We start from the raw sequence: 15,654 nt of genomic DNA on the forward strand, positions 1-15,654 counted from the left end.
GTCCCACCGGACAGTCGAGGTCGGGTGGGTCATCGGCATGAGCAAGCCCGACCGTAAGGCTGAGCAACACCACGCTAGTCACCAAGCCACTGAGCGATGTTCTGATCACGGAGTGCATGGCCGGTTCTTCCCCCCTGAAATATCGACGACCCCGAAGATGAGCCAGTCGTAGCCGTCAGGCTGGCTGAGATAGATGGTTCGGAGCTGCGGCTTCTCGATCCACGGGTAACGAACAACGGGCTTCCCGTCCTGGGTGCCCACCACCTCGGTGTAGTCGACACACTGCCGAATCTGCACACCACTGCCGCTCTTCGTGACCGACTTGGCCTCCGACCAGTAGATCTCCGGTGTGCCAACCGTCTTGACCTTGACCTGCTCGTAGGTCTGGAGCTGCTTGAACTGGTCCTGCCAGATCGGGTGCGGGAAGTACTCCTTGAACAACTTCTCCGCAGCTGGGGTCGCTTCGCCCTTGGCCCAGATCGGTTCAACACGCGCTTCGTACTCCTCCCACCTCTGGAGGGCCGCGTCGTAGGCCTCGAGCTGCGCCGGCTTGAACTTGGCGCGCCAGGCGTCGGGGTCCTTCGTGGGGGTGGCCGTGGGTGTTTCGGTGGGCGTGGAGGTGATGGTCTCCGGTGGAAGGGTCGTCTCGGGCTCCTCGCCGCCGCCATTGCAGGCGCTCGCCACGAGGGCGACCGCGAGGACCCCGGCGGTCAGTGCAGTGGTGGTGCGCCGGCGCATGCGGTGGCCTGTGTAGTCGTGGCGGGTCATGGCGTCCTCCTGGTGTCCCGAGCCGTCTCAGGTGTGACCGAGACGGTGCGCGGGATTCGGAGCCCTCGGGCGGCATGCCCCTGGGCTGTTGCTGTCAACGTGAAGGCCGCGTGACCCACTGGGGGAATGTGGGTCACGCGGCCACTGTCCGCGAGCGTGGCGCTCGGGTTCGCCGCGCCGCGGGTCCGTCGACTCACGGCGACGGAGATTTGGTTGCAACTGCGCCGGTGGACGTCCGGGGCATTTGCATCGAAGCCGGTGGGGATGGCCTGGGGGCCTGTCCTCTCCACCGCCCCCACGCGCGACCTGGCTGAGCGGTAGGTCTGGAGCCGGGGGGTTTGGCGCGCATGCAGAAAGGGCCGCCGAACGCGGCCGCTCCCCCGTCGCAGGTTCATCCCGGCCAGCCTCCCGGCGGGAGTGCCCAGGATGGCGAATCGAACGGTCCCCATCTGCGCCCTAGGCCGGTCCAACGGTGGGCATGCCAGAGCATGGGCCGACGCTGACTGCGTACTCCCCCGTGCTGTGTCCATGTGGATCGACGCTCCCGAGCGGTAGATCTGGCGACATTGTTGCGGATCGTGGAGGACCTCCGCACCTGTCATGTCCACATAGGCAACCGCCGGGGCCGCAGTTCGGACACCAGGTGCCCCGGTTCCTGCAGCGAGGCCTTCCCAGACAGTCCACGGTGGTTGACTCACGCTACAATCGTGGATTGTCAATCGTGGATTGTCAATCAGTCTGTGAGGTGTCACCGGGCATGCCGACTGCCGAGGACGGCACAATGCGTTCGTGCCGAAACGTCTCAGCATCGCGGTCCCCACGCCTATGAGCGTGTACGCCGCGACCCAGGCGTTTGGGAGTGAACTGCGTGTTCACCTCATCCACTACTACGCCAGCCATCCGGGCCGTCAGATCGACGCCGTCCGCGCGCTGGGGGTGGAACGCGCCGTTGTCTCACTCAACACCCGAGCTCTGATTGAAACGGGCGTCCTCACGGTGGACGAGGACAAGGTCTACTCGATCGACCAAGACAGGCTCGACGAGCTGCTGGATGCGCTTCGACGCTTCGGCGAGCCCGAGAAGCCGAACGAGCCTCCGCGACACGGGTAGTGAGCCGGCAGTCCCCTCTGGCCGTACGCGAAGACTCGACCCTGTCCGAACACCCCCGAGGCTGTCGTTGCGGCATCCGTCGGGTCGTGATGTGGGCGCTCGACCAACCGAGGCGGTCGACGCGCGGCAGGTCCACCTGGGCGGCCGTCCCACTCCCCCAGCCAACGAGTAGGAGCTCTCGGGGAGCCGTGATTGCCGACTTCACACCTGGTTGTCCGATCCAGCGTGCGCCCGGTTGCTCATAGGGTCATGCTCCGAGTTGCCGAAGGCTCCCTCACGTGCAACCGCCGTCTCACCGTCCCGTCGAAGTCGACGGGCTCCGGGGCTGATGGCCCTCGGAGACATTTCCAGAAATCTCCTCGGCGTGGCGTCGGAGTGGCAAGCGAACCCTGCGGCAATATCTCCAGCATGGATACCCAGCGCGCGATGAAGCGAAAGCCTGCCGGGCGACCCTCCAAGGGCAAGCGCCACGGCTTCCTTGTCAAACTCTCACCGGAGAAGGTCGGCCACGTCCAACTCATCGCTCACGTCACTGACGACCGCCCCTACGGGGAAGTCGCCGAGGCCGTCACGGCTGACGCCCTCCGCGTGAGCCGAGACGAGCTGGTCACCAAGCTGTCGACCTTCACCCCGTTCAAGGGAGAGCGCAAGCCGCTCAAGTTCCAGTTGCCGATGGCCCAAGCCGAGGTCATCTTCGACCTCGCCACGACGACTGGCCGCACCTACCAGGACGTCCTCGAGTACCTACTAGGCGAAGGACTCAAGCAGTACGACATCGAGGAGATGCACGCCTACATCGCTGAAGGACAGGGGATGCTCGACATCGCCGTCTGACGCGATCGGGGCAGGACCCCGAGAATGTTGAAGGGCGACCGCGCCAACGGTCGCCCTTCGGAAAAGCAAAGCCCCAGTTCTCTGTGCAAGGAGATGGTTGGGATGGCTTCGTGCTGCCCACTCTAACATCGTCGCGCTCCAACGACCCCGAAGAAGTCGACGGCGTTTCCGCCGTGTCGGCTGGTTCACGCCCAACTGCGGTGTCGCCTGCCCAAGCCCTGACGGCGCTCGATGAATGGCTCTTCTCCCCCACCGAATGGCACGCCCTCGGCTCTTCGAGCAACGACAGGTTGCCGATCGCGATCCCATCCCTCCAGGCCGGGATCGGGCTCGTCGGCAAGGGCAACGTCACGGCCATCTTCGGCCGGCTGCGTGAAGGCGCACTCGCCGTCGACATCGACCAACCCGGAGACTTCGGCTATCTGATCCGCGACGAGATCGTCGACTGGCTCCAGCGAAGCGACATCTGGCACTTGGTGCGACCCTCAGGCGGCGCCGACGGCCGGTTTCACATCTTCACCGCTCCCCGCGCGCGATGCGACGAGGTGAAGGAGTTCGTGGCGGCCAAGCGCGACGAACTGGGTCTGACCCACAACGACCTCAACGCCCGTACCTCCGTACGCCCGTTGTCCTCCCCGCACCGTTCCGGTGCGGTCACACGGCCGACCGGAGACCTGCGAGACGCCCTCCGCCGGCTCAAGCAGGTTCTCCCCCACGCACCCGAACTCGTTCTCGGGCGGCCACCACGCCGCAAAGCCCCACCGAAGCGTCGAACATCAACCCAGCACGCCGGCGCTGACGTCGCTGCGCTGACGCTCCAACGCCACCGACGCCACATCAGCCCCCAGTGGCGCCGCTATCTGCTCACGGGGGACACATCAGCCCTCGGTAGCTACCGGCCAGTCGACGGCACCCTCTCCTTGCCTGAACTCGGCCTGACCCGCGAACTGGTGTGGGCAATCGGCGACGCTGACCTCGCCTGGCAGCTGATCCGTGAGTCGCACCCCGCTGCCATGGTGAAGGCTCGAGCACGAGGTCGCGAATGGTGGACCACCTACGTGTGGAACCCATCGGTCGAAGCCGCCGAGGCGTTCTCCCCCACACCCGCTCAACAGTCCCCCCGACAGCCATCCGCTCAGATCGCTGCCGCAATCGCCGCCGCACGCGGCCAACTCAGGGACCTCATGTGGACCCAAACGCCGCGATCACGCCCGGCACTCCTCCTGGTCGGGCACCACGTTCTTGACCGCATGCTCGCCACCACGTCACTCCGGGTGCCATGCCCCGAACGCGACCTAGTCAAAGACACCGGGATCACGGACCGCAAGACCATCCGAGTCGCACTCCGGCTGATGAACGGCACGATCGGGCGACTCCACACCGACTGCCTGTCCTACAGCGAACGGGACTCGACCAGTTTCGAGTTCGAGATCGATGCCGTCGAGGCGTGCAGCCAAATCCCCCCACCTAGATTTCACACACCCCCCACCCCTCGCGGCCTCTGGCAAACCCTCCCCCGCGCCTCCCACACCCTCTGGCGGACCCTGCTGGCGCAAGAGACCCCCCTGCCCCTGCCCGAACTCACTACTGAAGCCGGCCTGGTGAACAGCAGGGACACTGCCCCCACCCGAAGCAACCTCGCCGCAGCGCGACGAGCGGCGATCGCGCTGGCCCAGGCCGGCTTGGCGCGCGTCGACGAACAAGGACACTGGTGCGCCGCGGCCGGCCCCCGTTCCGTCCGCGTCGAAGAACGTGCCCAGCAGGCCTACGTTCGCCTTGAAACCCAGATCGAAGCCGAGCGCGCGGCATACCGGAGTCAGCAAACCTCCGACTGGTCGGCGCAGCGAGCTCGCGCACTCAAGGCACAGAAGGCCAAGGAGCGGGCCTGGTGGGAGGAGCTGTCCCCAGCGGAACGGGGCCAGCGTCGAGCGCGCTGGGGCGCGACGTTCGAGAAGCTGACCATCAGCAAGCAAGCCCAAGTCAAGGCGAGGCTTGCACGCTCGCGGATCGCGGCTGGAGGCAAAGAGTCCGAACACCACCAGGCTTGGATGAACAGTCTCTCGCCCGACGCATTCCTGCAAAGATCCCTCGATCGCAGGGCCCGCTTCGAGAAGCTTGGGCGCGAGGAGCGCGGCCTGGCGGTATCAGCCTGGGCACGACATCGTGCCGAGTTCGGGCTTCCCGCTCCCACCGCAGTGCCATCGCCACAGGAGGCGCCCTGGGGCGACTCGGTCCAGATCCGAGATCAACTCTTCCTGGAACGGCAACTCGAGCTCACCCATCCAGCTGCCCTGGCCACGCGAGCAGCGGGATGACAGCCCATGCACCACACGCGTCTCTGGGGCCCGTCATTCCCCGTCGACGGACCCCGGGCTCGCCGACGAGCCACAAGGGCGTCAGAACGTCTCTGACAGCCCTCCTAGTGTGCTGCGGAGATCCCGCATCACCCCCGACCAAGCCTCAGTCCTCATAGAGCAGGCGCCCTGGCGTTCTCCGCTATCCGTCCGGTAACGCGCCGGTAGGCACCCCGGTACCGGACACATAGCCCACGCGCTAACGGGAGCCGTACCAAACACGGCAAACCACACGTACTCCACCGATATGCCAATCACAACGGAGAACTACGGCCTCGGTACGCTCCCCGCTACGAGAGTCCCTACGCGCGAACGTACGAGCCCGGTAGTCCACACCTACGGGCCTAATACCCAAAACACACGGGGCACGTAAGCGTGTCGTAACGGGTCCGACACCGGGGACGTGCAGAATCTCTCGCATGAGCGAACTGTCTCGAGTAGTCGTCTTCGCCACCGGCAAAGGTGGAACCGGCAAGACGAGTTGCGCCGCCAACGTCGCGGGGCTCGCAGCCCAGGCCGGGATGAAGACGTTGCTGATCGACCTGGACTCTCAGGCCAACCTCGGCTACGACCTCGGATACGCCGACAGCCCCGCAGCCGACAACGGCAAGTACCTGGTCAAGACCCTCTTCAACGGAGAGCAGTCCCTGGCGCCGGTCCTGGAGGCAGTGAGGCCCAACCTCGACGTCATCCCCGGCGGCAGCGAGCTCGACGAGCTCGAAGAGATCGTGCTGGCCCGCCAACGCCGTGGACTGGAAGGCCGCACCATCCTCCGCGACGCACTGCGCGGCATCGAAGACGACTACGCGCTCATCATCATCGACACACCGCCATCACGTCGCTCCGCCCTCGTACAGCTGGCACTTGCGGCAGCTCGTTGGATCGTGATCCCGACAAAGTCGGACCGAGCCAGCATCAAGGGCCTCAGTGTTCTCGCCGAGCAGGTCGTCGCGATTCGCGAGGTCAACCCCGAGATCGACGTTCTGGGTGCAGTGCTCTTCGGCATGGGATCGGCTGCCACCGTACGCCGCCGCTTCGCTGCAGAGGACGTCCGGACCGTCCTAGGAGACTCCACCCTCCTGTTCGAGTCGATCATCCGCCACGCCGAGGCCGCCGCAGACGACGGGCGAGAGAAGGGCAAACTCATCTACGAGCTGGCAGAGGTCGTCCACAACGCCGAGCCGTACTGGAAGGCCCTCAAGGAAGGCCGTAGCCAGTCCCGCATCGCCGGCTCGGCACCAGCCCTCGCCGAGGACTACGTGCTGCTCACCGACGAACTCCTCAAGCGCATCGGGGCGGCCGAGGAAGCCGAAGCCACGCAAAACCAGGCGGCGACGGCATGAGCGAGGAGCGAACCCCAATGGCACCCGCACTCGGGCTGGTCAAGGGACGCCTCGACGCCTTGCCGCCCAAACGACGCAGCGAGCCTGAGAAGCGGGCGGCCTCGGTCGAACCCATGACGAGGGCCACGACGTCCGAGCAGACCACGGCACCAGATGCGCCGACACCTCGAACCCCAAAGGAACCGAGAACAAAGAAGCCGGCGCGCACCAAGTCCCAGGACGCCACCGGCGGGATGAAGCGGACGACACTGAGCCTCCCGCAGGACATCGTTGATCTCCTTACCGAACGCAGAAAGAACACACCCAAGATCTCCCAGGTCCAGCTCATCTTGAACAGCCTGGCAGCAACCCGGCACAGGCTGAAGGACCTCGTCGAGGCCGACAACGCCGGCATAGAGGGCAACGACCTGTTCCCCGTGACAAGCGCGACGAGAACGGTCGTGGGCAAGCGGACGACGATCAGCTTCGACACTGCAGAAGCGAACATGAAGATCATCGACGCCCTGGTTGAGAGCAGCGGAGCCAGCAGCCGCAGTCAACTCGTGCGGGTGGCGCTGCGCCACTGCTTGGCCGGCTGAGGAGCGCGTGGGTCCTGCCAGGAATAGCTGTGGCCGCGGCCGCCGCTGGCCGGAGCCGTGGACCCGGCGCTAGGTCAAGGTCGATGGTGCTCAGAACTGTGGCGCGCCAAAGGTCGCCGGGCGGGCCACGGGAAAGGGCGATGGAGTCCTCGCGGACACGATCGGCGTCAGGCTCAGGGACTGCTGAAGTGCCATTCGTTGCAGGGAATGGGCGAATCGAGTGGCCGGCTCACTGGGGGACGGCATGTTGACCAGATCGGTCAGCGTGGTCTCCAGAGGCGAGCGTCGGGCGACTCGCCGTGGGCCGCCCTCGTAGCGCGGGTTGGCGTCGACGAGGTTGGTGTTGGTGCGCAGTACCTCTCGTCGGAGCGCTTTGCCGAGATTCTGGGTGGCGGCGTGGGTGGTCCGGGCCAACTCGAGCATCTGCGTAGGCCCAAGCCGGAGGTCGCCGTCATGGTCGAGCATGCGCGTGACCGCGGTGGTGAGTTCGGCCTGCTGCCATAACCGTCGCATGTTGGGCTCGGGGTGATCACGCACATCGACTAGGTGTGCGATCCGTGGCTGCAACGCCGCCAGCACCTCAGCCCGATCGGCGAAGAATCCCGAGAAGCCTGAGATGCCAGTGTTGCGGTCAGCGGCACGAGCGAAGGCATCACAGAGAAACAGTTGGCTCGCGGTGATCTGGCGTGCCGCATCGGCGGTGATCTCGGGTGAACCGTCGTAGAACGCGTCGTGGGCGTGCATGGGCCTGAGGAACCGTGCAAGACGGCCCTGGGCTCGAGCGATGTCGCCGGGCTCGGAGACGAGAGCAACAGGTCGCACCAGCGTGGCTGAAGCGGTCCTGATGGGCCGCGGCGTGGCCTCGTCGGGACTGGCGGTCGTGGCATGCCACGTGGCCACCCGAGCGGCCTGGGAGAGCACCATGCGCTTCTCGTCGATGCCCATGAAGAAGCTCGGCCGGTGATGGGAGTTGAGGAGCCCGACCTCGTCGAGTCTCGCGTCCAACACCACCAGCGCTTCGAGACTGGTGGCGATGTCGCGCATCACCCACCAACCAGCACCGGGCTCGGTGGTCCAGGGCTGTTCGGCGGCAGCGGACAGGGCGTGGGAGGCCGACAGCATCTCGATCGCGGCGCTCCGCCACAGCTCGACAGTTTTGTCGCTCGAGGCGGGGGAGAGGGCCTCGGCGTGGGGCCGGTTCTCATCGAGAGGGAGGCAGGGGAGCGCGAAGGCGATGTTGTCGACCAGAGTCGCCAGGTGTTGGTCGAGGTCACCGAGCTTGAGCTTCGGACGCTTGGCCGGAAGATGATCGTCCGGGGGGAAGCTGGATTGTTGTCCGACGTCGTAGAGCCGCTGACGCAACGCATTGCCGATAGCTTCTCGACAATGCAGGAGCTGGTCAACGGCCTCGGCGTCGACGGGGATGTCGTCAACCTGGATGAGCGCGTTCAACGCGCGTGCGGCGTTCTCGGCGTGGTCGCCGTAGGTGGTGACGTTCATCGCCTGGTCCGCGAACGATCGCCAGAGCGGTTCCGAGTCATACCCGCTACAGCAACCGCCGCGTCAGTGGATCGGACACCGGCCAGACTGAGTTGTCAGTCCAGCGCTGCGCGGCCGCGGCCCAAGAACCGGCGGGCGGCGTCGATACGGAGCGTGTGCTGCAGCACGGGGGAGTGGGCCCGCATGAGGGCCAGCTGCTCGTCGAGGTCACGCAGGCCCACCGCGAGGTCCTCCACGTCTACCGGGACCAGGACAGCGGGACGTCGTTGTCCGAAGTCAGTCAGTTCGGCACGGGCCATACCCAGGTAGGGGAGCACCGCCCGGTGGCCCGGGTGGGCGGTATCAGCCTCGAGGGCAGCCAGCAGCGAGACCGCGCCGACGAACTCCGCGGAGTCATCGAAGGTGCTGGAGCCATTTGGGGGTGAAGCGGCCATGAGTGGGATGCCTTTCTCAAGGGGGGGGGGAGCAGGGTCAATCCCCGCTAGCCAGTGGAGCAGATGAGCACCACGTCCGCACGGGTGCAGCGTGCGGCCGGGGAGGAACCCGATGGTCGTCGAGCTTGTGGAGAAGAACTGGCCAGCCCAGGAGCAGCGGCCGTTCGCCGGCGGAGCCGGGGCAGGGTGCCGGTCATCGCGACCACCCCGGGCCGGCTCGCCGGGCATCGACGGGCCCATGGTGAGGTGCAGTGGCCAGCGGTGGGGGAGGGGCCAGGGCCGGACGTGAACCCGACTGGGGGTTCTCGGGCTCGGGATCCCCTACGTGCGTGTGCTCCGGCGGTTCATCGGTGTTCACCGCGGCCAGTTCGGCAGCGAGCCGATCCCGTGTCCTGCGTACAGCAGCGAGCTCGGCCGCACGCGGGAACACCTCGACCAAGCCTTCGCGGGCCTTCTCGGCCTCTCGGGTGATCTTGGTGGTGTCCATGTCGACGTCGACGAGCTCGCGCTCCAGTCGCCGCGGCAGATTCTCGACGCGCGTGAGCAACCCCATGCTGGGTTCGCGTAGATCGCCGGCTTCCACGACCAGGGTGACCTGGGGCACTTCGCGGAGTGAGACGACGTAGCGCGGAGTCTGCAGCCACGCATCGGCTCGGACCTGCAATCCGAGCCCTCCGACCTCACCCAGCGAGACGGGATCACGCTGGTAGGCCTGAACCGCGACGATGGCTCGCTGCAGTGCGGGCACCGCATCAGCTCTCTTGGTGAACGTGCGCTCACCGATGCGGATAGCGAAGGCGTCACCCTCAGTGTCGCGGCGCTGCGGTATCGCGGCCCGGATCTGGTCGCGGTGCTCAGCCAGCGCCTCCAAACGCGGAGCGGCTGCGTTGATGGTGGCCTTGAGACTGCGCTGGGCCGCACTCCAGGCACGCTCAAGACGCTCCAGCTTGGTGGCGTCCGTCTCGGCCTTGGCCAACTCCATGATCCGCGGGTCGCCCGAGGCAAGCGCCTTGACCTCGGCGTAGGAGAGGGCCGAGTCGCCGATGTCCTCGATCTCGCGCACATCGAGCCGGCCACGCATCAACTGGTTGATGAATTTGGCCTTGCGTTCCACGGTCTGCCACAGGTAGGTATCGAACGACGACTCGGTGACATAGCGGAAGACCTGCACCTCCTCGTTGAGGTTGCCCTGGCGCATGATCCGCCCATCACGCTGGGCCAGATCGGCCGGCCGCCAGGGACAGTCGACGTGATGCAGCGCCACGGCGCGGCGCTGCACGTTGGTGCCCACCCCCATCTTCTCGGTCGAGCCGATCAACACGGCGACGTGGCCCGTGCGTGCTTGCTCGAACAACCGGGCCTTGGCGCGGTCATTGGCGGCCTCGTGCATGAACCGCACCTTGCCGCCGGGGACACCCCGGGCCACCAGCTGAGCCTTGAGCTCTTCGTAGGCGTTCCACCCGGCCCCGGTGGGGGTGCCCAGGTCGCAGAACACCAGCTGCAAAGCACCCGGCTCAGGGTCGTCTCCGAACGCGACGTCGGCGGTGTCGTGGAAGATCGTCGAGACCCGGTCGGCGACCGCGTCGACCTTGGAAGGCTCTCGGTCCAGAAAGCTGGCGAGGCCGTCGAGCTGGTGGTCGACCAGTCTCAAGTCCAGGGCCGCGGCCCGGCCGTGGCCACTGATCTTGAGCATGTTGTCCTCGGTGGGATCGACTCGCCGGTTCGATACCGCGTCGGCGCGTTCGGCCAGGATCGCCATGAAGTCGATGAGTTCACTCGACGGCGGCACCACGACCGTGTGGGCCGCACCCCCGATCAGATCGGGGGTGGGCAGGTCAAGGTCTTCCGCGGTCTTGACGTCGGCGACCTGGTGCCACAGGCGCAGTAGCTCGGGGACATTGTTGAACCGTGCGAACCGCGATTTCATGCGGAACCCGGTCCCCGAGGGGTTCAGCTCGAGGTCAGTCACGACCTGGCCGAAGGTCGCGGCCCAGGTGTCGAAGTCGCTCAACCCGGCGTCGTCGAGGTCGCCGGGTGCCAGGTAGCGCAGCATCGTGTAGGCCTCGGCCACCGAGTTCGCGATCGGGGTCGCGGTCATGAAGGTGGCCACCCTGCGCCCGTGCCGGCCGCGCAGGTAGGCGAGCTTCAAGTCCAGATCGGTGGCCCGGTTGGACCCCTCCACCGCCACGCCGGGGATGTTGGAGGCCAGCCGGAGGTTCTTGTAGCCGTGAGCCTCATCAATGCACACGTAGTCGATCCCGGTGGCCTCGAACGTGATCGCCGGGTCCCGTTCAACATCTCGTAGCGCTTTGAGTCGTTCCTCCGCGCGCGCCAGGGTGCCCTCGAGACGTTTGACCGACAAGCCCCGTCCGTCCTTGGACGCATCGAGCCACATCCGCAACTGGACCAGTTGCTCGTCGAGGTAGGCCTGCTCGGTCGCGGTCGAGACCGGGATCTTCTCGAACGCCGAGCGCGACAAGATCACCGCATCCCATTCACCCGTTGCGGCCCGGGCGACGAACAGCTGGCGTTTCCCCTTGGCCAGGTCGTCGGTGCCACACGTCAGAATCCGGGCTTGGGGATAGGCCTGCAACCACTCTCGGGAGAACTGGTCCTGTTGACTGCACCACCGGGAGGCCCCGGTCGAGGGCTGCGGCGGAAGTGGATGCAGTGGACGAGGTACGACAGGCGTTGCTCGACGGGGGCAGGCAGGTTCCGCGGATCGGGTCGGTTGGTGCCGGTACGACGACGTCGTTGCCGTTCGTGGTCGTCGACGAGCAAGGCGATGAGGTCGAGCCGTTCTCGGTGTTCTTGCGGGACCTGATGCTCACCGACATGAGCCCGTTGACCGCGCGCTCCTACGCCCAGGATCTGCTGCGCTGGTGGCGGCTGCTGCATGTGCTGGGGGTCGACTGGGAGCGCGCGTCGCGCGCCGATGTCGAGGTTTTGGTCGGCTGGATGCGATCGGCCGACAACCCGCAACGTCACCGCAACCCTTCGACATCGACGTCGGCGGCGATGTCTGAGGGGTCGGTCAACCATCGCACCGGCAAGCGCGAGCTCGGGTCGGGCTACGCACCGGCGACGATCAACCACGCCCTGTCAGTGCTGTCCTCGTTCTACAGCTTCCACGCCCAGTTCGGCCGTGGCCCGGTCACCAACCCGGTGCCGGCGAGCTCTACTCGCCGCGCACGCTTGGCGCACCGAAGCCCGCTCGAACCACGCCCGGAGCACCGCCGCGCGCCGCTGCGACAGAAGCCGCCGGTGCTGGTCCCGCGTTCGCTCCCAGACGAGCTGGCCGACGAACTGCTCGCCGCGATGCGCCACAGCCGCGACCGGGCGTTGTTGGCCTTGTTCCTGTCCACCGGCACGCGGGCGAGCGAACTGCTCGGCGTCACCGGCGACCGGGTGGACTGGACCCGACAACAGCTCTGGGTGATCAGCAAGGGCACCCGCGCCTTACAGCCGGTGCCTACCTCGCCAGAGGCGCTGCGGCTGCTGGCCGTGTACTTCGACGAGCGCGGCACACCCGCCGGCGACGAGGTCATCTGGCGCACGCTACGCGGCCAACCACGGCAACTGTCGTACTTCGCCGCACGGCGGGTCCTGCAACGCGCTAACGATCTGCTGGGCACGGACTGGACGCTGCACGATCTGCGGCACACCACGATCGAGCGGATGATCGCCGACCCGAACCTGACGCTTGAGGACGTCATGACGGTCACCCGGCACCAGCATGTGACCTCCCTGGACCCGTACCTGCGGCCCCGGGTCGAGGAGGTCTTCGACCGACTGCAGCAGCACTACGCCGCACCCCGACCGGCAACCACGCCATCGCCGGGGTACGACGACGCCGACTTCAAGACGGTATTCGGGCCGAGTTCGATGGCTGAGTCGACGGGAGAGTTCCATGGCTGAGCGACGACACACCAAGCAACGCGCGCTGCGCCCCGAAGCGCCGGCTCGCCCGCGCCGGCAGCTGACTATCCGGCAGGTGATCACCCCCTCGCCGTCCCCGGCCCCGTCGGTGCCACCGCGCCCCCATGGGAATCTGGACAATGCGACCGCAGAACAGATCGCAGCGACCGCCGATCAGGTCTGGCCGGTCACCAAGTCGCGCTCTTCAGAACGCCGCACCGGACTGCGTGCCCTGCTCACGCTCCTGGCCGAGCAACCGGGACAGACCTGGCAGGAGCGGTGGCTCGCGTCCGGGTTGGACGCCGGCACCACCGAGGTTCGTGACCTTTTCGCGCTTCCGACGCAGCGAGAGCACGCCGGCCACGCGCTGAAGGTGCTGTTCTGTCTGCGAGTGATCCGCCCTTCACTGGCCGCGTTCCGCGCGAGTCGGTTCAAGCACTACTTCCAGTTCTTCGAGGCCGCCCAAGCCGATCCAGATCTAGACCGGTTCGTGGAACTTGCCAATCAGGCCAGTACCTCGCCGCACTACAAGCGCTGTGCACGGCTGGATGTCGCCGGCGCCCTGACCACCCAAGGCATCGCTCTGGCCGACCTGACCGCAGAGGGGTTGTTGCACCACGCGGTCGAGACACGCCGCGGACGCTACGGCGCCGGCTACGAGCACCACATCGGACACCTCGCCTGGCAGGTGCTTCACGAGTCCGGGCACTTCCCGCGCAGTGTCCCCGCCACGCTGCGCGGCGCGATGCGCGCCCCGGCGATGACACCGGCCCAGCTCGTCGACTCCTACGCTCTTGACAACCAGGACGTGGCCGAGATGTTGACGCGCTACCTGACCCGCCGCAGCCACGACTTGGACTACTCGACCCTGCGGGGGCTTGCCCGGGACCTGTGCGACATCTTCTGGCGCGAGATCGAGACGATCAATCCCACCCAGGCCGACCTTGCCCTGTCCGAGGAGACCTACCAGGCGTGGCGGGCCGCGGTCGATGTCCGTCGCGACGGGAAGCCACGACTGGGCGCCCCTGGGATCGTCACCAACGTCCGTGCCCTCTACCTCGACATCCAAGGCTGGGCCACCCACGAACCCGAGCAGTGGGCCCGCTGGGCAGCGCCCTGCCCGATCAGCGGCCGTGACGGGCGCGCCAGAACCCAGGCAAACCGACGCGCGAAGGAACGCACGGACAACAGAACCCGGACCCTGCAGCCGTTGCTGCCGGTCCTGATCGCCGCGGCCGAGCAGCGGCGCGACCACCTCGCCGCACTGCTTACTGCCGCGGCCGACGCCGAGGCCGGGCAACCTCTGGTCCTCGACGGACGGCACTACACCAGGATCTTCAGCGCTGGCGACGCCCGCCATCAGCGCTACCACGGCGCCGCCAACGTACGGGTCCACGACGAGCACACCGGCACGACGATCAACCTCACCGACGCCGAGGACGCCGCGTTCTGGACGTGGGCCTGCATCGAGACCCTGCGCCACACCGGCGTCCGCAACGAAGAGATGCTCGAGCTGTCCCAGCTCAGCATCCGGCAATACATCCGACCCAACGGAGAAGTGATCGCGCTGCTGGTCATCGCCCCGTCCAAGAGCGACCGGGAACGCGTGATCCCGATGACCGCCGAGCTGTTCCACGTCATCGCCATGATCATCCGACGCCTGACCGGTGACCGTCCGAGCATTCCGCTGGCCACCCGCTACGACCGGCACGAGCACGTCACCAGCGAACCACAGCCCTTCTTGTTCCAACGCACCATCGGCCAGCGCACCGAGGTCATCACCCCCTCAGCGCTACGCACCATGCTGATCCGACTCAGCAAGACCCTGGTCGAACAGAACGCGCAACTGGCGAAAATCAGGTTCACCCCACACGACTTCCGTCGCCTGTTCGCCACCGACCTGGCCAACAACGGACTACCCATCCACATCGGTGCCGCGCTGCTCGGCCACCTCGACGTCCAGACCTTCCACGGCTACGTCACGGTGTTCCAAGAGGACGTCATCCGCCACTACCAGGCCCACCTCGCCAACCGCCGCGCCGCCCGCCCGGCTGGCGACTACCGTCCCGCCACCGACCAGGAATGGGCCGAGTTCGAGGAGCATTTCGACAAACGCAAGGTCGAGCTCGGCCAATGCGGCCGCCCCTACGCGACTCCCTGCGAACACGAACACGCCTGCATCCGCTGTCCCATGCTGCACGTCGACCCCAAGATGATCGGCCGGCTCGACGAAATCCATACCGACCTGCTCGCCCGCCGCGCACACGCCGAGACCGAAGGGTGGCTCGGGGAACTCGAAGGCATCGACCTCACCTTGCGCTTCCTTGTCGACAAACGCGCAGAGACCCAACGGCTCGCCCACTTCGACAAGGACCGAGACACCCTTGCCGTCCTCGGCATGCCCACGATCGGAGCACCCGCATGACCAGCCTCGAGCTCGGCCGCGGCGACGCCGCAGAACTCGCCGATGCCGCTCACCCTCCTCAGCAACTGACTGTCAGGCCAAGACCACGAGTTCCGCTCACAGTCATATCTGCCATGCCCGTCCATCCGATCGCTGACTGATCTCTTCCGTTGGGCGATCCCCGCTTGCGGTGGCCAAGTACGCCGAGACCCGTATGCGGAAGATAGCGCTCCGGGCGTGACGCTCGGCGAAGTCGACCATGTTCGACGCGGAAGCGGCAGTCCGCTGTTGCTAGTGCACGTCTAGGCGCAGGGTGGCGATCCTTCCGCGACCACTGCGACGGCCAGCAGCCAACCGGGCCAAAAACGAGCGAGCTGTGACGGTACGCCCCGCGAGCGCTGCGACCGCGGA

At 66.7% G+C, this 15,654-nt stretch carries 11 protein-coding genes; 7 read left to right on the plus strand and 4 right to left on the minus strand.

Going from position 1 to position 15,654, the window contains the following annotated elements:
• Window positions 1-105: 105 nt before the first annotated feature.
• Window positions 106-768, minus strand: coding sequence for a hypothetical protein (locus tag IRX98_RS19820; protein ID WP_224279720.1), 663 nt, complete (start codon window positions 766-768; stop codon window positions 106-108).
• Window positions 769-1,557: 789 nt separating this feature from the next.
• Between IRX98_RS19820 and IRX98_RS19825 the strand changes: the two genes are divergently transcribed.
• The 5 genes from IRX98_RS19825 to IRX98_RS19845 all read left to right on the plus strand — a co-directional run bounded on the left by IRX98_RS19825 (window position 1,558) and on the right by IRX98_RS19845 (window position 6,987).
• Window positions 1,558-1,878 carry a hypothetical protein gene (locus tag IRX98_RS19825; RefSeq protein ID WP_224279721.1) on the plus strand — a complete coding sequence of 107 codons (321 nt, stop codon included), beginning with the start codon at window positions 1,558-1,560 and terminating at the stop codon, window positions 1,876-1,878.
• Window positions 1,879-2,286: 408 nt separating this feature from the next.
• On the plus strand, window positions 2,287-2,712 hold the full coding sequence (locus IRX98_RS19830; RefSeq protein WP_224279722.1) for a hypothetical protein: 426 nt from the start codon (window positions 2,287-2,289) through the stop codon (window positions 2,710-2,712).
• Between the two features lie 110 nt (window positions 2,713-2,822).
• Entirely contained in the window at window positions 2,823-5,027 is a 2,205-nt protein-coding gene (locus tag IRX98_RS19835) for a hypothetical protein (protein WP_224279723.1), read from the plus strand.
• 458 nt (window positions 5,028-5,485) lie between these two features.
• Window positions 5,486-6,409 (plus strand): ParA family protein, encoded by a 924-nt coding sequence (locus tag IRX98_RS19840; RefSeq protein ID WP_224279724.1) that lies wholly within the window; start codon window positions 5,486-5,488, stop codon window positions 6,407-6,409.
• Window positions 6,406-6,987, plus strand: coding sequence for a ribbon-helix-helix domain-containing protein (locus IRX98_RS19845; RefSeq protein ID WP_224279725.1), 582 nt, complete (start codon window positions 6,406-6,408; stop codon window positions 6,985-6,987). The genes IRX98_RS19840 and IRX98_RS19845 overlap by 4 nt, the downstream gene beginning before the upstream one ends.
• A gap of 90 nt (window positions 6,988-7,077) precedes the next feature.
• Here IRX98_RS19845 and IRX98_RS19850 read toward each other — a convergent pair whose 3' ends face one another.
• From IRX98_RS19850 to IRX98_RS19860, 3 genes are all read right to left on the minus strand, one after another.
• Window positions 7,078-8,487: a hypothetical protein gene (locus IRX98_RS19850; RefSeq protein WP_224279726.1), complete on the minus strand. Its 1,410-nt coding sequence runs from the start codon at window positions 8,485-8,487 to the stop codon at window positions 7,078-7,080.
• A gap of 95 nt (window positions 8,488-8,582) precedes the next feature.
• Complete coding sequence (locus IRX98_RS19855; protein WP_224279727.1) at window positions 8,583-8,921, minus strand: hypothetical protein; 339 nt, start codon at window positions 8,919-8,921, stop codon at window positions 8,583-8,585.
• 193 nt (window positions 8,922-9,114) lie between these two features.
• Entirely contained in the window at window positions 9,115-11,514 is a 2,400-nt protein-coding gene (locus tag IRX98_RS19860) for a helicase-like domain-containing protein (RefSeq protein ID WP_224279728.1), read from the minus strand.
• A 77-nt stretch (window positions 11,515-11,591) separates the two neighbouring features.
• On the opposite strand from IRX98_RS19860, the gene IRX98_RS19865 reads away from it, so the two are divergent.
• Together IRX98_RS19865 and IRX98_RS19870 are read left to right on the plus strand one after the other, a co-directional pair.
• Entirely contained in the window at window positions 11,592-12,839 is a 1,248-nt protein-coding gene (locus IRX98_RS19865) for a tyrosine-type recombinase/integrase (protein ID WP_224279729.1), read from the plus strand.
• Window positions 12,832-15,264 (plus strand): site-specific integrase, encoded by a 2,433-nt coding sequence (locus IRX98_RS19870; RefSeq protein ID WP_224279731.1) that lies wholly within the window; start codon window positions 12,832-12,834, stop codon window positions 15,262-15,264. Before IRX98_RS19865 ends, IRX98_RS19870 begins: the two co-directional genes overlap by 8 nt.
• The last annotated feature ends 390 nt before the right edge of the window (window positions 15,265-15,654 follow it).

The sequence above is a fragment of the Nocardioides lacusdianchii genome (genome assembly GCF_020102855.1).
Classification (GTDB): domain Bacteria; phylum Actinomycetota; class Actinomycetes; order Propionibacteriales; family Nocardioidaceae; genus Nocardioides; species Nocardioides lacusdianchii.